Origin of the sequence: Mesorhizobium norvegicum (genome assembly GCF_004919685.1) — a bacterium.
GTDB lineage: Bacteria > Pseudomonadota > Alphaproteobacteria > Rhizobiales > Rhizobiaceae > Mesorhizobium > Mesorhizobium norvegicum.
Genome location: NZ_SMYZ01000012.1, coordinates 42,050 through 63,479, shown reverse-complemented (window position 1 = coordinate 63,479; position 21,430 = coordinate 42,050). Strand labels below are relative to the sequence as shown.

Below are 21,430 nucleotides of genomic sequence, written 5' to 3'. Positions count from 1 at the left end.
GGGGGAAATGTGGGCACGTCGGCTACCCGTGTTTATCCTGTATCGAATTTTTCACGGTTTTTCGGAGCGCGGGTGAGAACCCGGGAAGCTCGTCTTCCGCCGCGGCATAGCCGCAGGTCGCCTTCGTTCCGACAGGGACTTGGGGGAACTGGCCACGAGCCAGCCATTCTGAAAGACGGACGCACCTATGAACAGCAAGCGGTCCTATCTCGATACACTCAACGCCGGCAGGCAGCGCAGGCCGCAGACCACGCTCGAGCAGTTGAACCAGTCGCTGGAGACGCTGGAGCAGCGGCTGGAGCGGACGCGCGAGGATCCGATGGCACGTCCCGATCCCCGCCAACCAGATCTCCGCCAACCCGACCCCCGCCAATATGGCGCCGATGCGCGCTATCCCGCCGCCGCCCGGTCCGCCGGCCAGCAGCGCTGGTATGAGGATCCGCAGCCGGCGCCGCGCCCGAAGAGCCCGATGCAGGGAGCCACCGCTTACCAGGCCATTGCCCGCGACATCGATCGCGTGCGCGGCCAGGAGGACGGCGTGGCCATGGTCGGCAAGATCGCCGGCGAGTTGCGCGGCATGCGCGAGGAATTGCGCCACCAGATGACATCAGGGCTGCAGCGCGAATTCGAAGCACTGCGCAAGGAGATCGAGCGGGCTTTCCAGTCGGGCGCCAGGCCCGGCGCTTCGGCCAAGGGCAGCGCCGAACTCGGTCTTGAATTCGAACGGCTTTCCGGCGCCATCCAGACGCTGGCCGAGAAGAGCGACGACAGAAGCGTCAACATGCTGCGGCTCGAGCTCGAACAGGTCAAAGCCGCGCTCGACACGCTGGCGCGCGAAGAGAGCGTGCAGAAGGTCGACCGCCGCTGGGACGATTTCGATCGCCGCTGGACGGCTTTCGAGGACCGTGTCGACGCCGATCAGCGCAAGCGCTCGGACGACCCGGGCCTGTCTGTTCTGACCGACCGGCTGGAGCAGATCAGCAATGCCGTCAACAACCTGCCGGAATCGCTGTCCCTGCGCTCGCTCGAGGAAAAGGTGCGCACGCTTGCCGGCGCCGTCGATCACTTCGCCAGCCAGCAGGACAACCGCGGCAGCGACACGCTTGGCATGATCGACGAGCGGCTGGACGAGATTTCCCGCGCCATCGTCGCATCGACGGTCGCGGCGCAAGCCAATTCATTCGACCACGAGGCTTTCGAGCGCATCGAGAGGCGGATCGACTCGCTTGCCAGCCAGATCGAGGAAGTGGCGCAGGATCGGCCCGGCAACGCGGTCATGGACCGGCTGGGTACGCTGTCGAGCCGGGTCGACGAGCTCGCCGGCCGCGCCAATCTGCCCGAGCAGGCGATGGAGCGCCTGGCCAAGCAGATCGCACTCATCGCCGACAAGATCGATCAGGCGCCCGCCATGCCCGACCCCGACTACATCTTCCACGGGCTGGAGCAGCGCTTCGACGTGCTGTCGGGCATGATGGAACGCCGCCAGGGTGACGCCATCGAACAGGGCAACATGCTGTTCCGCGATCTCGAACGCCGGCTGGACGAGGTTGCCGACAGGCTCGACCAGCGCATGCCGCAGGTCGACAGCGCCGGCATCATGGAAGCCATCGATGCCCGCTTCACCGCTTTGGCCAAGCGCATGGAAACGCGTGTTCCCGATCCCGCAGGCGAAGCGGCGATCCGCGGCCTGGAAAGCCGGCTCGAAGACATTTCAAGCCGGCTGGACGCATCGGCAGCGCAGGTGGCCGGCATCGATCCGGCGCTGATCCGCAGCCTGGAGGCGCAGGTCGCCGGCCTGTCCGCCCATCTTTCCAAGCCCAGCATGCCGCTGCCGGAATTCGAGGACATCAGCCCGCGTCTCAACGAAATTGAAAAGTCACTCGCTGGAACCCGCGATTCCATCCTTGGCGCGGCGCGCGAAGCGGCCGAGAACGCAGTGCAATCGCTGGCCGGTTCGAGCGCCAATACGACCGCCGTTTCCGGCCTCGCCCAGGATTTGAAGACGCTTGAAACGCTGACGCGGCGCTCCGACGAGCGCAATTCGAGAACATTCGAGGCCATCCACGACACGTTGCTCAAGATCGTCGACCGGCTGGGTTCGCTCGAACCCGGCGAGCCGGTCGAGGCGATGAGCGAACTCCTGGATGCGGCACCGGTCGAGCCGAGCAACTGGCGCGGCGCACGGCGACCCAAGATGGCCGTCGACGCACCGTCGATGGATATCTATCAGCCACTGCCATTGACTGGGGACATGGCCGATCTCGATGGCCGCGCCGCCGCCATCCTGCGCAATGAGCCGGGTGCTCGTGGCGATCTGGGCACGCATAGCGGCCTGGGCCTGGGTATTGGCACGCGCACGCCCGCCGAAGCCGCAGCGGCTGCGGCCATGGCTGCTCTCGGCTCCGACACGATTGTCGAGAAGAACGAACAGGCGGGCGGCCGCAGATCGATGTTCGGCGGGCTGGCCCGCGCCTTCAAGGGCAAGAAGGAGGCGGACATTCCGCCACTGGCCGGCTCGGCGCCGAGTGCCCCAATACCGAGCGTCGATCTCGACGAGCCGCTCGATCCGAAAATGGCCAACCGGCCGCTGGAGCCCGGCTCCGGCGCACCTGACCTCAATGCCATCATGAAACGCGTGCGTGACGAGCGCGGCCAGCCGGCCAAGCCCAGCGACACCGATGCCGCGAAATCGGATTTCATCGCCGCGGCCCGGCGCGCGGCCCAGGCCGCTGCCGCCGAGGCCGATGCGCTGAAGCGCCAGTCGACGGTGACTGGACCGGTGAAGGCGCTGCGGATCGGCGACCTGCTCAAGGCACGGCGCAAGCCGATCCTGATGGGGACGACCGCGATCTTGCTGGCGCTGGGCGCCCTGCAACTGGGCAAGGCCTTCTTCGCCGATCCCGCCCAGGTGGCAAGCAACGATGTCGCGCCGATCGTCGCCTCGCAGCCGGTGAAAACCGCCTCATTCGACGCCGCCGGCCAGCCGAAGACAGACATTCAGCCTCCGGCAGCGGAAAGCGCGCCGGACCGTGTCGTCAGACAGGCCGAACCGTCCGAACCGCTAACCAAGGACGATAAGGCATCGCAAACCCCGATGGCCACGCCGCCAGGCGCCGAGCCGTCGATGGATGCCGCGCCGCCAGCCCAGCCGGCTCCTGCACCGTTCGCTTCGGCGGCAACCGCCGATGCGAACGCGGCGGCGTCCGACACGACAGCTTCTGCCGTGCCTGCCCCGGCTGCTGCGCCATCCGCTGAAGCAACCGATGCCGACACCCAGCCGATGGCGGCTCAGCCGACCGCCGCCAAGGACACCACGGGCGCGGTTGCGCCAGTGGACGCTTCGCCGGCGGCGACGACGGCAAAGTTCGATATTCCCACTGACGCCGGCCCGGTCGCCTTGCGCGATGCCGCCGCCGGCGGCGATGCCAAGGCGCTGTTCGAGATCGGCTCGCGCTATGCCGAGTCGCGCGGCGTCAAGGAAGATATGGCGGCAGCGGCCAAATGGTACGAGAAGTCGGCGGAGCTCGGCTTCGCGCCGGCCGAATACCGCATCGGCAATTTCTACGAAAAGGGCATCGGCGTCGCGCGCGACATCAAGAAGGCGAAGACCTGGTACCAGCTTTCCGCGGCGCAGGGCAACGCCAGCGGCATGCACAATCTGGCCGTGCTGTTCGCCATGGCGGCAGACGGCGTGACCGACAATGAATCGGCCGCACACTGGTTCCAGGCGGCGGCCGATGTCGGCGTCAAGGACAGCCAGTTCAATCTCGGCATCCTCGCCGCCAAGGGCGTCGGCATGAAGCAGAACCTCGAAGAGTCCTACAAATGGTTCGCGCTGGTCGCCAAGACGGGCGACAAGGATGCCGCGGCCAAGCGTGACGAGATCGCCAACGCGCTGCGGCCCGAGCAGCTCGAACGCGCCCGCGCCGCGGCCGAACTGTGGAAGGCCAAGCCGCTGGATGCGGCAGCCAATTCGGCCGACATTCCCGAATCCTGGCAGGACGGCGCACCGCAGACGACCGCCAGCATCGACATGACGAAGGCCGTCCAGAACATCCAGCGCATTCTCAACAAGAACGGCTACGACGCCGGCGGCGCCGACGGCAAGATGGGCCAGAAGACGAAGACTGCGATCATGGCTTTCCAGACCGACAACAAGATGCCGGCGACCGGCGAGGTCGATGAAAAACTGGTCAAGGCGCTGCTGGCGCGCAAATAACGGCAGAGGCGTCGCTTCCACGACGCCCTTGCCACACATTTGCCTGTTAACTGATTGAGATGTTTTTTGTTTCGGCGGCGTGGCGCGGTTTGACTTCGCAGCACCTCCGGCGCAAGAACGAATTGGCTTGTCGGTCCAAGATGCCCGCAACGGTTGCATTCGCCGACAGGCAGAACTGATCGAGACTGACGGGTGGGCATCTATCTCCCGATCGCGGAAATTTCCGTCAACGTCTTCGTCCTGCTGGCCATGGGTGCGGCGGTGGGCTTCCTGTCGGGCATGTTCGGCGTCGGCGGCGGCTTCCTCATCACGCCGCTCTTGATCTTCTACAACATACCCCCGGCGATCGCGGTCGCCACCGGCGCCAACCAGGTCATCGCCTCCTCCGTCTCCGGCGTCCTTTCGCACATGAAGCGAGGGACGCTCGACTTCAAGCTCGGTGGGGTGTTGCTGGCCGGCGGCATCATCGGCTCCACCGGCGGCATCTACGTCTTCGCCTTCCTGCGCCGCCTCGGCCAGCTCGATCTGTTCATCTCGCTGCTCTACGTCGTGCTGCTCGGCACTGTCGGCGGGCTGATGCTGGTCGAAAGCGTCAATGCGCTGCGCGCCACGCGCAGCGGTGCGGCACCGGTGCTGAAGAAATCCGGCCAGCACAACTGGATCCACCGCTTGCCGCTGAAGATGCGCTTCAGGGCCTCAAAACTGTTCGTCAGCGTCATCCCGGTGCTTGGCCTTGGCGCCGGCATCGGCTTCCTGTCGTCGATCATGGGCGTCGGCGGCGGCTTCATCATGGTGCCGGCGCTGATCTATCTGCTGAAAGTGCCGACCAACGTCGTCATCGGCACCTCGCTGTTCCAGATCATCTTCACCTCCGCCTATACGACGCTGGTCCACGCCACCACCAACCAGACGGTCGATGTCGTGCTGGCCTTCCTGTTGATGGCGGGCGGCGTGGCCGGCGCGCAATATGGCGCCAAGGCCGGTCAGAGGCTGCGCGGCGAGCAGCTCAGGGCCTTGCTGGCGCTGCTGGTGCTGGCGGTGGCAATACGATTGGCCATCGATCTTTTCGTCACCCCGCCCAATCTCTATTCGCTGTCCGCCGCAGGCCTTAACTGATGAGGGCTCCGAACGTATTCGCAACCGCCATTTTCCTGTCACTGCTTGCGGCCGCCGCGCCGGCGAAGGCACAGACCCCGCTGACGGAAGGCATCCAGATCGGGCTCTCCACCGACAATGTCTCGATCACCGCCGGCTTTTCCGGCGCCGACCTGACCATCTTCGGTTCGCTGGAAAATCCTGATCCACTCGTCGCGCGCCAGGGCCGTTACGATGTCATCGTCGTGCTCGAAGGCCCGCCCAAACCGGTGGTGGTGCGCCGCAAGGACCGCGTGCTCGGCGTCTGGGTCAATCTGGACTCCGAGACCTTCGAGAACGTGCCGGTGTCCTATTCGGTGGCGACGACGCGGCCGTTGCAGGACATCACCGAGCCCAACAGCTACAAGCAGCTGTCGCTCGGCGCCTCCAACCTCTACATGCAGCCCGCCGATGCCGGCGACAGCCCGGCGACCATCGAGGAATTCACCGCTGCGTTGCGCGAGCGCAAGTCGGCGACCGGCCTTTACAGCGAGAATGTCGGCGGCGTGCAATTCCTGTCGCAGAACCTGTTCCGCGCCACCGTCAGGCTGGCGCCGAACGTTCCGGTCGGCACCCACAAGGCGCGTGCCTTCCTGTTCAAGAGCGGCCTGTTCATCAAGGAAAGCTCGGCCCAGCTCGAAATCCGCAAATCCGGTTTCGAACAGTCGATCTTCCGTGTCGCCCACAATTATTCCTTCCTCTATGGCGTCTTCGCGATATCGCTGGCCATGCTGACCGGCTGGCTCGGACGGCTGATCTTCCGGCGCGATTAGAACTTTTCCCGAAAAGTGGTTTCCCTTTGCGGGAGCATGCGGTAGACCGCGCTCCCCAGCCAACTTGCAGACACAAACAATTCGGTTCGGCAGAGCCGCCCGTCCCCGGGCAGCGCGCGATTTCTCATGGCGCCTGTCGGCTCGCCGACGACAAATACAGGAACTTGTCATGCGACCAGCCTTCGGCGGCATCGACTTCGGCACTTCAAACTCCACCGTTGGCGTGGTCCGCAATGGGCAGCCGCGCCTTGTCGCGCTTGAAGACGGCCAAGTGACACTGCCCAGTGCCGTGTTCTTCAACTTCGAGGACAACCGCACCTGTTTTGGCCGCCACGCCATCGCCAACTACACCGACAGCATCGATGGCCGGCTGATGCGTTCGCTGAAGAGCGTGCTCGGCAGTTCGCTGGCCCACGAGAAGACCCGCATCAAGGCGCGCTCGATCGGCTTCATGGAGATCGTCGGCCTGTTCCTCGGGCATCTGCGCAAAAAGCTGGAGGAAGATGCCGGCGGCATGGTCGAGACCGTGGTGCTCGGCCGTCCGGTGCAGTTCGTCGACGACGATCCCGAGGCCGATGCAAACGCCCAAGGCGAACTTGAAAAGGCCGCGCGCGCCCAGGGTTTCAAGCATATCGCTTTCCAGTTCGAGCCGATCGCGGCGGCGCTCGACTACGAACAGAAGGTGACGCGCGAGGAACTGGCGCTGATCATCGACATGGGCGGCGGCACGTCGGACTTCTCGATCGTGCGTGTCTCGCCGGAGCGCTCCCGGTCGCTCGACCGCAAGGACGACATCCTGGCCAGCCGAGGCGTCCATATCGGCGGCACGGATTTCGACCGGCTGCTGAGCATCGATCATGTGATGCCGCAGCTCGGCTATTTGACGCCAACCAAGGATGGCAAGCGCAATCTGCCGGCAAGCTACTTCATCGACCTCGCGACATGGCAGCGCATCAACCTGGTCTACACCGCCAAGGCGATGACGCATCTGCGCCAGATCCGCTACGAGGCCGAGCGCGCCGACATGGTCGACCGCTTCATCCACATCGTCGAACACCGCTACGGACACGCGCTGGCGGCACTTGTCGAAAAGGCCAAGATAGAGCTGACCGACAGGCCGTCCGCCCATGTGGCGGTGAAGCTGCCGGGTGCGGAGTTCGCCGCCGAGATCACGCGCAGCGGGCTGGATGCCACGATTGCCCGGGACATCGAGCGGGTCACCGCCACGGTCGGGCAGACCATCCGGGACGCTGAGGTGAAGCCATCCGACATCACTGCGGTGTTCCTGACCGGCGGATCGACCGCGATCCCGCTGGCAAGGCGAGAAATCCTGTCGCTGGTGCCGCAGGCATCCGTCATCGAAGGCGACATGTTCGGCTCGGTCGGACTTGGCCTGGCGCTGGATGCTCAGCGAAAATTCGGCTGACGCGGCCCACTCACGGGCGAGCGGGCACCGTTTCGCCGGCGCCGAGATGCGCCTTGAGCGCCATCTGGGCCAGGCTTGCCTGACGATCGCGATGAGTGATCATGGCGAAGTCGCGTTTCGGCAGTTCGAGCGGCACGGACCTGAGACTGCCTTCGGCCACTGCGCGGGCCACCACAAGCTCTGAAATGATGGTGGCGCCGGCCCCCGCCTCGACCGCCTGGCGGATCGCCTCATTGCTCGGCAGCACCAGGAATATCTGCAGATCGGCAAGTGAAATTCCTTCGCGGCGCGCCAGATCCTCCAGCACCTCGCGGGTGCCCGAACCGCCCTCGCGGATGATCCAGCGCAGGTCCTTGATGTCGGAGTGGCCGGGCGCGACTTCGGCGATCTCCGGATGCGAGCTGGCGACCACCAGCATCAGCCTGTCGACGTCGACCTTGGTGCGGCGCAAGATGTCGGACTCGGTGCGCCCCTCGACCAGGCCGAGATCCGCAGCGCCATCGAGGACATTGGCCTCCACCTGCCTGGTGTTGCCGATGCTGACGCTCAGCCTGACGGCGGGATAGGCTTCGTGGAAGGAAGCCAGCCGGCGCGGCAGCCAGTAGCTGGCGATGGTCTGGCTGGCGGCGATCGAGAGGCTGCCGGTGACCGTCTGCGAGACGTGCTCCAGCACATTGCGGGCGGCGGCGGCCCGTTCGAGCACGGCCTTGGCCTCGGGCAGGAACCGGTGTCCAGTCTGGGCAAGCTCGATGTTGCGGCCAACCCGGTTGAACAGATGCACGCCGTGCTGTTCTTCAAGCGCCCGGATGGCGGCCGATGCGGCCGACTGCGAAATGCCCAGCAGTTCCGCCGCCTTGGTCATATGGCTGCGCTCCGCGACGGCGACGAAAATGCGCAACTGGTCCAGGGTCATGGCGCATTAAGAACCAATATCGATCGAATTTACAAGAACAACTGATTAGACAGATCGATAGCTTCATTCTAAGTTTTCGAGTGAAGTTAGAAAAAATTCGCCGAGAGATCGCAGAGAGCAGAATGATCGGGCGGTTCAGATCCCTGCTTGCGCATTGGACCCGCGGCATAAGGCGGCGGCTGGCCGGCGATCGCTATCACCCGGAAGAGCACTACATGCGCGGCCCCGGACCGAAGACACGGGCCAAATCCGCTGGCCGCGCAGGCACCAACGGATCATGATGCAGGGACCGCCGCGCGGCGCGAATTCGGCACCATCGCAACGCCCGCTCGCCGACACGCGCGCACCCGATGAAGGCGATGGCGTCGACACCTCGCCTGACGTTTCCGACAGCATCGCCAAGACGACCTGCTACATGTGCGCCTGCCGTTGCGGCATCGATGTGCACATCAAGGATGGCAAGGTCCGCTACATCAACGGCAACAAGGACCATCCGGTCAATCGCGGCGTGATCTGCGGCAAGGGCAGCTCCGGCATCATGCAGCACTACAGCCCGGCAAGGCTGAAGAAGCCATTGCTGCGCACCGGCCCGCGCGGCTCTGGCGAGTTCCGCGAGATAGAGTGGGAAGAGGCGTTCTCGATCGCCACGGAACGGCTCTCGGCCATACGCCGGACCGACCCCAAGAAACTGGCCTTCTTCACCGGCCGCGATCAATCCCAATCCTTGACCGGCTGGTGGGCAAGCCAGTTCGGCACGCCGAATTTCGCCGCCCATGGCGGCTTCTGTTCGGTCAACATGGCGGCCGGCGGCCTCTATACGATCGGCGGTTCGTTCTGGGAGTTCGGCGAGCCCGACTGGGACAACACCAAGTACTTCATGCTGTTCGGCGTCGCCGAGGATCACGATTCCAACCCGATCAAGATCGGCCTCGGCAAACTCAAGGCGCGCGGCGCCAAGGTGGTGTCGATCAACCCGTGCCGCACCGGCTACAACGCCATTGCCGACGACTGGATCGGCATCCGACCCGGCACCGACGGCCTGTTCGTGTTCGCTCTCATCCACGAATTGCTGAAAGCCGGCCGCGTCGATCTCGATTATTTGCTCCGCTACACCAACGCTCACGTCCTCGTCATCCACGAGCCGGGTGCGGCCGATGACGGTCTGTTCGTTCGCGATGCCCACGGCAATCCGCTGGCCTGGGACAGGGTGGCGAAGACGCCGGTCAGCGCCACCGATGCCGGTGCGAAACCGGCGCTGACCGGCAGCTTCACGATCGGCGGGCGCCACTGCGTTCCGGTGTTCCAGTTGATTGCCGACCGCTACCTCGATGACAGCTATGCCCCGGACGCGGTCGCCGAGCGCTGCGGCATTGCCGCCGACACGATCCGCAGGATCGCCGCCGAACTCGCCCATGTCGCCTTTAAACAGACGATCGAATTGCCGATCGCCTGGACCGACTGGGCCGGGCGCCGCCACGAGACGATCAAGGGGCGGCCTGTCTCGATGCATGCCATGCGCGGCATCTCGGCCCACTCGAACGGTTTCCACACCTGCCGCGCCATCCATTTACTTCAGGTGCTGCTGGGCACCGTGGATGTTCCCGGCGGTTTCCGTTTCAAGCCGCCCTACCCCCGATCCGCGCCGCCAGGGCCGAAACCGGCGGGCAAGACCGTCAAGCCGATGACGCCGCTTGACAGCATGCCGCTCGGTTTCGTCTGCGGGCCGGACGATTTGCTGGTCGATGAGGCCGGCACGCCTGTTCGTATCGACAAGGCCTATTCCTGGGACGCGCCGCTGGCCGCGCACGGCCTGATGCACACCGTCATCCGCAACGCCTGGGCCGGCGATCCCTACAGGATCGACACGCTGATGATGTACATGTCGAACATGGCCTGGAATTCCTCGATGAACACCGTCGAGACCATTGCCATGCTGACCGACCACGACGGTGCGGGCAACTACAAGATCCCCTTCATCATCTATTCCGATGCCTATTATTCCGAGACCGTACCGTTCGCCGACCTCGTGCTGCCGGATACGACCTATCTCGAGCGCCATGACTGCATCAGCCTGCTTGACCGGCCGATCAGCCATGCCGACGGACCCGGCGACGCCATCCGCCATCCCGTCGTCGAGCCCGACCGCGACGTCAGGCCGTTCCAGTCGGTGCTGATCGAACTCGGCGCGCGGCTTGGCCTGCCCGGTTTCGTCGATGAAGACGGCTCGGCCAGATACCGCGACTATGCCGACTACATCGTCAACCATGAGCGCACGCCCGGCATCGGCCCGCTCGCCGGCTGGCGCGGCAAGGATGGGACCTCGACCGGCAGGGGCGAGGCCAATCCGGACCAGTTGCAGCGCTACATCGACAATGGCGGCTTCTGGCACCACGATTTCGCCGATGACCAGCGCTACTACAAGATGGCCAACCGCTCCTATCTCGACTTCGCCGAGAGCATGGGCTTCATCCCGAAGGCCGAGCCGATCGTCTTCCAGCTCTATTCCGAGCCGCTGCAGCGCTTCCGCCTCGCCGCGCGTGGCCATGGCCCTGTCTTGCCACCAAAGGGCGATCGCCAGCGCATCGAGACCTACATGGACCCGCTGCCGTTCTGGTACACGCCTTTCGAGGAAGCGGTCGTCGACCTCGAAAAATATCCGCTGCATGCGCTGACGCAGCGGCCCATGCACATGTACCATTCCTGGGGATCGCAGAATGCGTGGCTCAGGCAAATCACCAGCCAGAACCGGCTGTTCGTGCATCACCAGACGGCAGCTGGCCTCGGTCTTGTCGATGACGACTGGGTGTGGATCGAAAGCATCAACGGCAGAGTGAAGGGGCAGATCAAGCTGATCGACGGGGTGAACGAAAGCACGGTCTGGACCTGGAACGCCATCGGCAAGCGGCGCGGCAGCTGGGGGCTGAAGGACGACGCGGCTGAATCCAACCGCGGCTTCCTGCTCAACCATATCATCGGCGACCAGACCTCGGCCGACGTCAACGGCAAACGCTATTCGAACTCCGATCCGGTCACCGGACAGGCGGCATGGTTCGACCTGCGCGTGCGCATCGTCAAATGCGCGGCCGAGGAAGCCGGCTTCACCGAACCGCAATTCGAACGTTTCCAGCAGCCGCCGCATTTCGAACCCTCGCCCGACAAACTGACTTTCGGCGCCGAATTCCGCAGGGCAAGGGAGGCGACCGAATGACCTGTCTGCCAAGTCAAAGCGGCAAGAAGCTCGGCCTCGTCATCGATCTCGACACATGCGTCGGCTGCCAGGCCTGTGTCACCGCCTGCAAGGAATGGAACACCGGCGGCCACATGGCGCCGCTGACCGACATCGACCCCTATGGCGGCCATGTCGACGGCGTCTGGTTCAACCGCGTGCACAGCTATGAGCATACGACGGAGATGGGCGGGCGCACGGTGAACTTCCCGCGCTCCTGCCTGCATTGCGAGACGCCGGCTTGCGTTACCGTCTGCCCGACTGGAGCCTCCTACAAGCGGGCCTCGGACGGCATCGTGCTGATCGACGAGGACAAGTGCATCGGCTGCAAATTGTGCAGCTGGGCCTGCCCCTATGGCGCACGCGAATTCGATACCGATGTCGGGGTGATGAAGAAGTGCACACTGTGCGTCGACCGCATCTACAATGACAATCTGGCAGAGGAAGACCGCGTGCCGGCCTGCGTCGCCGCTTGCCCGACCAGCGCCCGCCATTTCGGCGACCTGGGCGATCCCCTGTCGGCTGTCTCGCAACTGGTGGCGGAGCGTGGCGGCGTCGACCTGATGCCTGAGCTCGGCTATCGCCCGACCAACAAATACCTGCCGCCGCGCGCCCATACCACACGTGCCGCATCGGTGGCCGCGCCGGCCCTCGAACCGGTGCGGGCCGAAGGCGGCTTCCTCGGCTGGGTCGACCGCATGCTTTCGAACTAGCCCATGCATCCAGCCTTCTCCGTCGTCTTCTTCACCACCGCCACGGGCGCCGGCTACGGCCTGCTCGCGCTGCTCGGCGTGCTCGGAGGACTCCAAGTCATCTCGCCCGATTTCTGGCTGGGCCTCATCGGCATGGGCCTGGCGCTCGGCCTGATCGTGGCCGGGCTGCTGTCGTCGACGGGTCATCTCGGCCGCCCCGAACGCGCCTGGCGGGCGTTCTCGCAGTGGCGCAGTTCTTGGCTGTCGCGCGAAGGCGTTGCGTCGGTCATCACCTTCATCCCGGCGGGTTTGTTCGGCATCGGCTGGGTGTTCCTGGGCCGCACTGGTGGCTGGGTGGCCATTGCCGGGTTGCTGGCGTCCATCGGCGCGGTCGTCACCGTCTGCACTACCGGCATGATCTATGCGTCGCTGAAACCGATCGCGCAGTGGCACAGCCGCTTCACCCTGCCCGGCTATCTCATCTTCTCGGCGATGACCGGCAGCGTGCTGCTGAACGCGTTGCTGCAAGGTTTCGCTCTCGGTTCGAAAACGGTTCTGGCGACCTGCATCCTGGTGACCTTGCTCGGCTGGGGCTGGAAGCTGGCTACCTGGCGCTACAATGACAGGCTGGAGATCGCGACCACCGCCAACACCGCGACGGGGTTGGCCGGCGGCTCGGTGCGGTCGCTGGAATGGCCGCATACCGAGGAGAACTATTTGCTCAAGGAAATGGGTTTCCGCATCGCGCGCAAACACAGCACGCGGCTGCGCCAGATCACGCAGGGTCTGGCCTTCGCCCTGCCCGTCCTGCTGCTTGCCGCCACATTCGCCTTGCCCCGGCCCTTCGCAGCGGCATTGTCGCTGCTCGCCGCGATCGTCCAGTTCGCCGGCATGCTGGTCGAACGCTGGCTGTTCTTCGCCGAGGCGAAGCACACGGTTACGCTCTACTACGGGCGATAGGCATTCCGACAAACCAAGATAATTGAAGCGCCGGATAGCAGAAAATCAGTGCCTTTCCAAAGTTGTGATCTGGAGAAATTTATTGTAATTCTTCGCCAACGCATGCTCCAGATCGGCATATCGAGCGATGATCATCACTATCCTTAACTCAATAATGCGTCTTGGACGGGGAGTTTGCGTAGCAGGATTTTTGATTTTTACTTCTCACGATTCCCTAGCAGGCGCACACGAAGCGGACTCAGCCTTCAAGGCAAAGAATTATGTGGAGGCTTTCAAGGAATGGGAGGCGGTTGCCAAAACCGGGGATGCTATTGGGGAATATAATCTTGGCTTTATGTATTCCGAGGGATTGGGGGTGCCGTTAGACTTTTCCAAGGCGGCGGAGTGGTGGGCCAAAGCAGCCGCACAAGATTTTCCGGCAGCCGAGTTGAGTATCGGCCTATTATACTCAACGGGAAAAGGACTTACTCAAGACGATGCCCGCGCGGTCGAATTCTGGCGAAAAGCTGCGGCTAAGGGTTTGGGCAAAGCCCAGCAATATCTTGGTGATGCGTATTTCTTTGGCAAAGGAGTGCCACAGAGCGGGGCGGATGCCATTGTTTGGTGGTCTAAAGCCGCAGAGCAAGGTGAGGTCACTGCCCAGTTAAGCTTGGCCACTTCATACCTTAATGGACAGTATGTAGAGAAGAACCTGCAAACGTCTTTCTTTTGGTACAAGAAGGCAGCTGAAAATAATAGTGGCAAGGCTCAGTATAATTTGGCGATAATGTACCTAAAAGGTGTTGGCGTCGAAAAAAACTCCGCGCTTGCCATTCAATGGCTGAAGCGATCAGCAGCGCAGGGATACCACGGCGCGGAAGAAGCGCTCGCTCGCGTTCAAGCTGCGCTTAAGAAAACTTGAGTTCCGCCCAAGGACCTGGCAGCGACCTCAGCCGGGCCGCAGCATCGACCGTGAAATCGCAAAAATGCGGTCCGCGCCAAGCATGTATGCCATCAGCGTGTCCGGCCGGAACAGCCCGGCATAGGCGCGATCGAGCACGTTGAGCGAACCTGTATAGGCGCCGAAGGCCGGCATGATCATGCGGCCGCCGTCGCCGGCAAAGCAGCGCCGCCGCACCGAACGGCCGCGCTGGACGATGCGGGCGCAAGGATGCAGATGGCCCGCTATTTCGCCTTCGACACGCTGCTTCGATGGCTCATGCCGGAACAGCAGCGAACCGATGGCCAGTTCGCGCACTGTTTCGCCGGGCAGGTCGGCCGGTGCTTCCGGATCATGATTGCCGGCAACCCAGAACCAGTCGCGGCCCGATATCAGCGCTTCCAGCCGCTCGCGGAAGCTCGCGTGCATACGCTCGGCGCCGCCGCCATCATGAAAACTGTCGCCCAGGCTGATGACGATCGATGGCTGGTAGTCTGATATCACCGCCTGCAGTCTCAGCAAGGTCGCGCCGGTGTCGTAGGGCGGGATCAGCGTGCCGCGCCGTGCCAGCGACGAACCCTTTTCCAGATGCAGGTCGGAAACGGCCAGAAGCCGCAGATCCGGAAAATAAAGCACGCCGCGCGGGTCGCAGACGGCGCGCTCGCCGGCGATGCCGACAAGGTCGGCCTCGGCGATCAGCGATGCGCGCGCCAGCGAAAAATTCATCAGGAAATCAGACTCATCTTTGGCCCATGGCCTCCTCGACCAGATCGGCGGCTTCCATGAGCAAGGACTCATTGGCGCCGCCATTCACCGATTCCTTGCCGATCTCCAGCATGATCGGCACCGCCAGCGGCGATATCTGCTCAAGATGCTTATGCATGATTCGACCACGCACGCGCGAGAGCATCTCGGCAAGTCTGCTGACATCGAGCAGTCCGGCCGCCGCATCGGTGCGCGTTGCCTGCAGCAGGATATGGTCCGGTTCGTGGCTGCGCAGCACGTCATAGATGAGGTCGGCCGACACAGTCACCTGGCGGCCGCTCTTCTCCTGGCCAGGAAAGCGTTTCTCGATCAACCCGGCGATGACCGCGCAGGTGCGGAAGGTCCGCTTCAGCATCCAGCTGTCGTTCAGCCAGGCCTCGAGATCGTCGCCCAGCATGTCTTCGTCGAACAAGGCGGCCAATGACGGCTTCTTCGCCTTGAACAGTGTCGCCATGTCGTCCAGCGCCCAGACGGCCAGCGAATAGTCGGTGGCGACGAAGCCGAGCGGGCGGGCATTCGCCCGCTCCAGCCGCCGCGTCAAAAGCATGCCGAGCGTCTGGTGCGCCAGCCTGCCCTCGAAGGGATAGGCGACCATGTAGTGGCGGTTGCCGCGTGGAAAGGTCTCGACCAGAAGGTCGCCGCGCTTCGGCAGCACCGACCTTTCCTTCTGCAGCCGCAGCCAGTCGGCCACCTGCTCGGGCAGCGCCTGCCAGCGGTCGCTGTCGGCCAGCATGCCGCGCACCTGATCGGCGAGATAGGTCGATAAAGGAAACTTGCCGCCGGCATAGGACGGCACGATGATGTTGGCGCCGGCGCCATTGGAGACGACGCATTCGTTCTCGCGGATGCCCTCGAAGCGCAGCACCTTGCCGGCAAACAGGAAGTTGTCGCCGGGCCGCAGCGTCTCGGCGAAATACTCCTCGACCTTGCCCAGCACCGGCCCGCCGCGCCCCGCCATGCCGCGGCCCTGCCTCACGTAGCGGACATTGAGCTCCGGCATTTCGACGATGGTGCCGACATTCAGCCGGTATTGCTGCGCGATGCGCGGATGCGAGACGCGCCACAGCCCGTCGGCCGTCTTTCGAATGCGGGCGTAGCGCTCGTAATTCTTCAGCGCGTAGCCGCCGGTGGCGACGAAATCGACGACGCGGTCGAAGGTCTCACGCGCCAGCCCGGCATAGGGCGCGGCACCGCGCACCTCTTCGAACAGCAGATCGGCATCGAAGGGCGCACCGCAGGCGACGCCCAGCACATGCTGCGACAGCACGTCGAGCGCGCCGGCGATCAGCGGCGGCGTGTCCTGCGCACCGAGATAATTGGCGTCGAGGGCGGCCCGACATTCCAGCACCTCGAAACGATTGGCCGGAATGAGGATTGCCTTGGACGGTTCGTCCATGCGGTGGTTGGCGCGGCCGATGCGCTGCGCCAGCCGGCTCGCACCCTTCGGCGCGCCGACATGCACGACCAGGTCGACATCGCCCCAGTCGATGCCGAGATCGAGCGTCGACGTCGCGACAATGGCGCGCAGCGCATTCTCGCCCATCGCCTTCTCCACGCGCCGACGCTGACCGACATCGAGCGAGCCGTGATGCAAGGCAATCGGCAGCGAGTCCTCATTTGCCCGCCACAATTCCTGGAACAGGAGTTCCGCCTGGCTGCGTGTGTTGACGAACAGGATCGTCGTGCGGTGCCGCTTGATCGCCTCATAGATTTCGGGAATGGCGTAGCGGGCCGAATGGCCGGACCACGGCACATGCTGTTCCGAGTCGAGAATGGAGATATCGGGCTTGGCCCCGCCGGCCACCGTGATCAGGCCAGCCATGGCGCCCGGCGGATTCTGGCCGACCAGCCAACGCCGCAACTCGTCCGGCTCGGCCACCGTCGCCGACAGCCCGATCGTCTGCAAGCCGGGGACAAAACTGCGCAGCCGCGCCAGACCGAGCGCCAGCAGATGCCCGCGCTTCGACGTCACCAACGAGTGCAACTCGTCGAGCACGACATAGCGCAGATCCTCGAAGAAGCGTCGGGCGTCAGGCGCCGCGATCAGTAGCGCCAGCTGCTCGGGCGTGGTCAGCAGAATATCGGGCGGCACCAGCTTCTGGCGCTGGCGCTTGTGGGCAGGGGTGTCGCCGGTGCGCGTCTCGATGGTGACAGGCAGGCCGATCTCCTCCACCGGCTTGCCGAGATTGCGCTCGATATCGACGGCAAGCGCCTTCAGCGGCGAGATGTAGAGCGTGTGGATTCCGCGATGCGCCTGGCCTGGCTTTCGCCTTGGCCGGTTGGCCAGTTCGGTCAGCGAAGGCAGGAAGCCGGCCAGCGTCTTGCCGGCGCCGGTCGGGGCGATCAGCAGGACCGACTGTCCGGCCTGGGCTCTCGCCAGAAGTTCAATCTGATGGACACGCGGCGACCAGCCTTTCTCGCCAAACCATCTGATAAATGGTTCGGGCAGGGCCACGGTGGCATTCTGTTCGGCAAGGCGCGGCTGCTCTGTCACCCGCCAGAGGTAGCGCGACGGCGCGCGAACGCCAAGGAAAATCGGAACAAAAGGTGATCGTGGAGAGCTTTCCTCGCCCCGTTTACGGGGAGAGGATGCCGGGAGGCAGGTGAGGGGCAGCGCGAACCTTTAAATGCTCGCGCCGCCCCTCATCCGCCCTTCGGGCACCTTCTCCCCGTGAACGGGGCGAAGGAAGAAAAGCTACGGCCTCCTGAATCCCGTCGGGCCGCCATAGAGGTAGCCGATGCGGACGACGGCGTCCTTCAACCCTTCGCGCGACACCAGCATGGTGTGGCCGTTGGCGTGGATCATCGTGTCGGCGTCGGTCATGACGGCGACATGGCCCTTCCAGAACACCAGATCGCCGCGCCGCAACCCTGAGAAATCAGGACCCGGCTCGAGCGGATCGCCGAGTGTCGCTGCCTGCATGTCGGAATCGCGCAGCACGTCGCTGCCGGCCATGCGCATCGCCAGTTGCACCAGGCCCGAACAGTCGATGCCGAAGCCGGAAGTGCCACCCCAGAGATACGGTGTTCCAAGAAACGTCTCGGCAACCGCGACATAGTCAGCAGCAGCTTCGCCGATTGACCGCAGGTGACCTGCGATCAACGCCTCGCCAGAGGACAGGACGGCATAATGTGTACCACGCGTCTCGGTGGCATCCGTCACCGTCACCGTCGATCCCATCGACAATTGTCCGGCGATTGGAAAGCGCAGATCCGGCCCGGGGTAGAGGAAGGTGCGCGGCACGCAGACGATGTGCGTGGGCGCATGGTCCCGCCCGCCCAGCATTGTGTCGGCGACATAGCCGACATAGCCGTCACGTTCGGCCTGGACCCACGCCCAGCCTTCGGCCACTTCGAAGACCAGGACATCATCGCCGAACAGAAGTTGCGTGTTGACGCCGGCATCCGGCCGCGGTGCCTTGCGCATGTCGGCCACGGCCGCGGTGATCCGCGCCGGCCGGCCAGCAACGAAGCGCTCGGCGGCGACCTCACCCTTCAGCCGTGCATCGGCGAGGTCGGAACGGAAAGCGTGAAGGCGGGCATCCCTGGCAGTCAAATCGGCAACTCGATCAAGTCTGGTGGGTCAAATCGGCAGTTCGTGGGCCTTGGCAATGATACCATCGCCGAAGCGCTCGACAAAGAGCGCGCCCTCGACCGTGCGCCGGATCAGAACATTGCGCTTGTCGAACTCGTCGCGATGGCGCGACACCAGTTTCAGCGCGCCCATCGTGTCAAGCGCGCGGGTGATGACCGGCTTGGTGACATTGAGGCGCGCGGCAAGCCCTCGCACCGTGTGCGGCGGCGGATCGAGATAGATGGTGAACAGGATCGCCGTCTGGCGCATGGTCAGATCGGGCGCGTCGTCGCGCACCTGCGACAGCATCACTTGCTGCCACAGTCGCAAGGCCTGGCTCGGGCGCATCGCAATCGACATCACGCCAGCATGACGGCAAATTGTTTCGGTTCCGTTTCAGTTTCTGACCTTCTTGTTGAACCATGATCTCTGGACAAACGGTTTCCGTTTGTCCGAGAAAACCGGTTCCCACTCGGGATCATGGTTAGCCAAAGCGTTTCGAGATGACCCGCTCCAGCGCGCGAATGCCTTGCGCCTCGCCGCCGGCGGGGCCATGCGGACGGTCGGCGGGGTTCCAGGCGAAGATGTCGAAATGCGCCCAGCCCGCGGTCTTTTCGACAAAGCGCTTGAGAAACAGTGCCGCCGTGATCGAGCCGGCGAAACCGTCCGTGGTGACATTGTTGATGTCGGCGATCTTCGACGACAGTTTTGCATCGTAAGGCCGCCACAACGGCATGCGCCACAGCGGATCTTCGACCGCGACGGAAGCCGCCGCCAGTTCGGCTGCCAGCGCTTCGTCACCGGTATAGAAAGGTGGCAGGTCGGGGCCGAGCGCGACACGGGCAGCCCCTGTCAGCGTCGCCATGTCGACCAGAAGCTGCGGCTCCTCCTCGTCGGCCAGCGCCAGCGCATCGCCCAGCACCAGCCTCCCCTCGGCATCCGTATTGCCGATCTCGACTGTGATGCCCTTGCGGCTTGCCAGCACGTCGCCGGGCCGGAAGGCGTTGCCGGCGATCGAATTCTCGACCGCGGGAATGAGCACGCGCAGCCGCACATTCAGCCCGGCAGCCATGATCATCGAGGCGAGACCAAGGACATTGGCGGCACCGCCCATGTCCTTCTTCATCAGCAGCATGCCGGACGATGGCTTGATGTCGAGACCGCCAGTGTCGAAACACACACCTTTGCCAACCAGCGTCACCTTCGGCGCGCTTTGCCGCCCCCATCTCATGTCGATCAGCCGCGGCGCGCCGACCGACGCGCGGCCGACGGCATGGATCATCGGGAAATTCTGCTCGAGGAGATCGTCGCCCGTCACCACCGAGACTTCGGCCTTGTGCCTGCCGGCCAGGGTCCGCACCGCCTGCTCCAGGTCTTCCGGGCCCATATCGCTGGTCGGCGTGTTGACCAGATCACGTGTCAGGAAGACGCCATCGGCAATGCGGCGAACGCGCCCGGCTTCGACGCCGGTCGGCAGTTCGAAGCGCAGCGCCTTGCCTGACTTCTTGCCGTAGCGGGTGAAGACGTAGCCGCCGAGCGCCAGCGCGGTTGCCGCCAGTTCGGGCTCGACCGGCGCCGAGGCGAAATGCCAGTCGCCTTCCGGCAAGGCTTTCGACAGCGCGCCGAGGGCGAGCGCGCCTTCGCCATCGCCGACACCGAACAAGGCGCCGCCGAGCGCGCCGTTTTCGCCAGGAACGACCAGCGTCCTGCCTGCCTCGCCGGAAAAGCCGTTGGCTCTGGCCCAGGCGACAGCGGCTGGCGCAAGACCGGCTGCGTCCAGACCGTCCCTGGCGACCAGATGGACCGGCAGTGAGCCCGGCAGTTTCTTCTCGACGAGTTCGACAGGCATTCGATGTTCTCCATGCGGCGACCTTCGAGTCGCCGTTCTTAACCGTCCGTTAGGGTTAACAGAATATTTCTGCGGGAGGGAAGACGGCCACGCAATGGCCGCGCATGAATGGAGGCTTAGGTAGCCATGCCGACCAACCGCACGATCAACGCCAGGGGAAAACGGCTCATCATCACGGCCCTTGCGCTGGTGCTCGCAGCGGGCGTCGCCGGCTGCGGAACCGACAAGCTCTCCACCGGCTCGATCGGGCGCACCAGCGGCAAACCGCTGGAAACCATGTCGGCGGGAGAACTGCACACTGCGACGACGTCACTTGGCCAATCTTACGCCAGGAACCCCAACGACAAGCGGATAGCGACAAATTATGCCGCGGCACTGCAGATGGATGGCGACGCCGAACAGTCGCTCGCCGTGATGCGCAAGCTGGCGATCGCCATGCCGAAGGATCGTGACGTGCTCGCCGCCTATGGCAAGGCGCTGGCCGCCAACGGCCAGCTCGACGCGGCACTCGATGCCGTGCGCCGCGCTCAGACACCGGAATATCCCGACTGGAAGCTGGTGTCGGCCGAAGCGGCCATTCTCGACCAGACCGGCCAGAAGGACGATGCGCGCCAGCTTTACCGCAAGGCGCTCGAACTCAAGCCGAACGAGCCTTCGGTGCTCTCCAATCTCGGCATGTCCTATGTGCTGGAAGGTGACCTGCGCACCGCCGAAACCTATATGCGCTCGGCCGCGCAGCAGCCGAATGCGGACAGCCGGGTCCGTCAGAACCTGGCGCTGGTCGTCGGCCTGCAGGGCCGTTTCGACGAAGCCGAGAAGATCGCCTCACAGGAACTCTCGCCCGAACAGGCGCAGGCCAACGTCGCCTATCTCAGGCAGATGCTGGCCCAGCAAAACGCCTGGAGCCAGCTCAAGGATCAGGACAAGTCAAAGTCCGCGACCAACTGAGACGACGATCCTTGTAGCGACCATCAATGAAG

At 64.2% G+C, this 21,430-nt stretch carries 15 protein-coding genes; 9 read left to right on the top strand and 6 right to left on the bottom strand.

Going from position 1 to position 21,430, the window contains the following annotated elements:
* Nucleotides 1-187 precede the first annotated feature (187 nt).
* From FCU66_RS04895 to FCU66_RS04880, 4 genes are all read left to right on the top strand, one after another.
* A complete protein-coding gene (locus FCU66_RS04895; RefSeq protein WP_136625396.1) occupies nt 188-4,219 on the top strand; it encodes a peptidoglycan-binding protein in 4,032 nt (1,343 codons plus the stop codon).
* A gap of 192 nt (nt 4,220-4,411) precedes the next feature.
* Nucleotides 4,412-5,335, top strand: a complete 924-nt coding sequence (locus tag FCU66_RS04890; RefSeq protein ID WP_136619630.1) for a sulfite exporter TauE/SafE family protein — start codon at nt 4,412-4,414, stop codon at nt 5,333-5,335.
* Nucleotides 5,335-6,126 carry a TIGR02186 family protein gene (locus tag FCU66_RS04885; RefSeq protein ID WP_136619629.1) on the top strand — a complete coding sequence of 264 codons (792 nt, stop codon included), beginning with the start codon at nt 5,335-5,337 and terminating at the stop codon, nt 6,124-6,126. The genes FCU66_RS04890 and FCU66_RS04885 overlap by 1 nt, the downstream gene beginning before the upstream one ends.
* Before the next feature lie 169 nt (nt 6,127-6,295).
* A complete protein-coding gene (locus tag FCU66_RS04880) occupies nt 6,296-7,552 on the top strand; it encodes an Hsp70 family protein (protein ID WP_136619628.1) in 1,257 nt (418 codons plus the stop codon).
* A gap of 10 nt (nt 7,553-7,562) precedes the next feature.
* On the opposite strand, the gene FCU66_RS04875 is transcribed toward FCU66_RS04880, so the two are convergent.
* Nucleotides 7,563-8,465, bottom strand: coding sequence for a LysR family transcriptional regulator (locus tag FCU66_RS04875; protein WP_136619627.1), 903 nt, complete (start codon nt 8,463-8,465; stop codon nt 7,563-7,565).
* A gap of 277 nt (nt 8,466-8,742) precedes the next feature.
* Here FCU66_RS04875 and FCU66_RS04870 point away from each other — a divergent pair, with 277 nt between their 5' ends.
* The 4 genes from FCU66_RS04870 to FCU66_RS04855 all read left to right on the top strand — a co-directional run bounded on the left by FCU66_RS04870 (nt 8,743) and on the right by FCU66_RS04855 (nt 14,244).
* On the top strand, nt 8,743-11,673 hold the full coding sequence (locus tag FCU66_RS04870; RefSeq protein ID WP_168991976.1) for a molybdopterin oxidoreductase family protein: 2,931 nt from the start codon (nt 8,743-8,745) through the stop codon (nt 11,671-11,673).
* Nucleotides 11,670-12,404 (top strand): 4Fe-4S dicluster domain-containing protein, encoded by a 735-nt coding sequence (locus tag FCU66_RS04865; protein ID WP_136619626.1) that lies wholly within the window; start codon nt 11,670-11,672, stop codon nt 12,402-12,404. The genes FCU66_RS04870 and FCU66_RS04865 overlap by 4 nt, the downstream gene beginning before the upstream one ends.
* Before the next feature lie 3 nt (nt 12,405-12,407).
* Nucleotides 12,408-13,343, top strand: a complete 936-nt coding sequence (locus FCU66_RS04860; RefSeq protein WP_136619625.1) for a dimethyl sulfoxide reductase anchor subunit family protein — start codon at nt 12,408-12,410, stop codon at nt 13,341-13,343.
* Between the two features lie 127 nt (nt 13,344-13,470).
* Nucleotides 13,471-14,244: a tetratricopeptide repeat protein gene (locus FCU66_RS04855; protein WP_136619624.1), complete on the top strand. Its 774-nt coding sequence runs from the start codon at nt 13,471-13,473 to the stop codon at nt 14,242-14,244.
* 27 nt (nt 14,245-14,271) lie between these two features.
* Here the strand turns inward: FCU66_RS04855 and pdeM are convergent, their stop codons facing one another.
* From pdeM to FCU66_RS04830, 5 genes are all read right to left on the bottom strand, one after another.
* Nucleotides 14,272-14,988 (bottom strand): ligase-associated DNA damage response endonuclease PdeM, encoded by a 717-nt coding sequence (gene pdeM / locus FCU66_RS04850; protein WP_136619623.1) that lies wholly within the window; start codon nt 14,986-14,988, stop codon nt 14,272-14,274.
* 13 nt (nt 14,989-15,001) lie between these two features.
* Nucleotides 15,002-17,521, bottom strand: a complete 2,520-nt coding sequence (locus FCU66_RS04845) for a ligase-associated DNA damage response DEXH box helicase (RefSeq protein WP_136619622.1) — start codon at nt 17,519-17,521, stop codon at nt 15,002-15,004.
* 201 nt (nt 17,522-17,722) lie between these two features.
* The gene (locus FCU66_RS04840; protein WP_136619621.1) at nt 17,723-18,583 is read right to left on the bottom strand and encodes a C40 family peptidase; all 861 of its coding nucleotides are present in this window, start codon (nt 18,581-18,583) and stop codon (nt 17,723-17,725) included.
* Nucleotides 18,584-18,610: 27 nt separating this feature from the next.
* On the bottom strand, nt 18,611-18,961 hold the full coding sequence (locus FCU66_RS04835) for a MarR family winged helix-turn-helix transcriptional regulator (RefSeq protein ID WP_136619620.1): 351 nt from the start codon (nt 18,959-18,961) through the stop codon (nt 18,611-18,613).
* Nucleotides 18,962-19,085: 124 nt separating this feature from the next.
* A complete protein-coding gene (locus FCU66_RS04830) occupies nt 19,086-20,450 on the bottom strand; it encodes a leucyl aminopeptidase family protein (protein ID WP_136619619.1) in 1,365 nt (454 codons plus the stop codon).
* Nucleotides 20,451-20,576: 126 nt separating this feature from the next.
* Between FCU66_RS04830 and FCU66_RS04825 the strand changes: the two genes are divergently transcribed.
* Complete coding sequence (locus tag FCU66_RS04825; protein ID WP_136619618.1) at nt 20,577-21,398, top strand: tetratricopeptide repeat protein; 822 nt, start codon at nt 20,577-20,579, stop codon at nt 21,396-21,398.
* Nucleotides 21,399-21,430: the final 32 nt, after the last annotated feature.

Coding starts and splice junctions, on each gene's coding strand:
- FCU66_RS04875 (WP_136619627.1), bottom strand. CDS start 8,465: ATGACCCTGGACCAGTTGCGCATTTTCGTCGCCGTCGCGGAGCGCAGC.
- FCU66_RS04830 (WP_136619619.1), bottom strand. CDS start 20,450: ATGCCTGTCGAACTCGTCGAGAAGAAACTGCCGGGCTCACTGCCGGTC.
- FCU66_RS04825 (WP_136619618.1), top strand. CDS start 20,577: ATGCCGACCAACCGCACGATCAACGCCAGGGGAAAACGGCTCATCATC.
- pdeM (WP_136619623.1), bottom strand. CDS start 14,988: ATGAATTTTTCGCTGGCGCGCGCATCGCTGATCGCCGAGGCCGACCTT.
- FCU66_RS04865 (WP_136619626.1), top strand. CDS start 11,670: ATGACCTGTCTGCCAAGTCAAAGCGGCAAGAAGCTCGGCCTCGTCATC.
- FCU66_RS04895 (WP_136625396.1), top strand. CDS start 188: ATGAACAGCAAGCGGTCCTATCTCGATACACTCAACGCCGGCAGGCAG.
- FCU66_RS04880 (WP_136619628.1), top strand. CDS start 6,296: ATGCGACCAGCCTTCGGCGGCATCGACTTCGGCACTTCAAACTCCACC.
- FCU66_RS04855 (WP_136619624.1), top strand. CDS start 13,471: ATGATCATCACTATCCTTAACTCAATAATGCGTCTTGGACGGGGAGTT.
- FCU66_RS04860 (WP_136619625.1), top strand. CDS start 12,408: ATGCATCCAGCCTTCTCCGTCGTCTTCTTCACCACCGCCACGGGCGCC.
- FCU66_RS04870 (WP_168991976.1), top strand. CDS start 8,743: ATGATGCAGGGACCGCCGCGCGGCGCGAATTCGGCACCATCGCAACGC.
- FCU66_RS04885 (WP_136619629.1), top strand. CDS start 5,335: ATGAGGGCTCCGAACGTATTCGCAACCGCCATTTTCCTGTCACTGCTT.
- FCU66_RS04835 (WP_136619620.1), bottom strand. CDS start 18,961: ATGTCGATTGCGATGCGCCCGAGCCAGGCCTTGCGACTGTGGCAGCAA.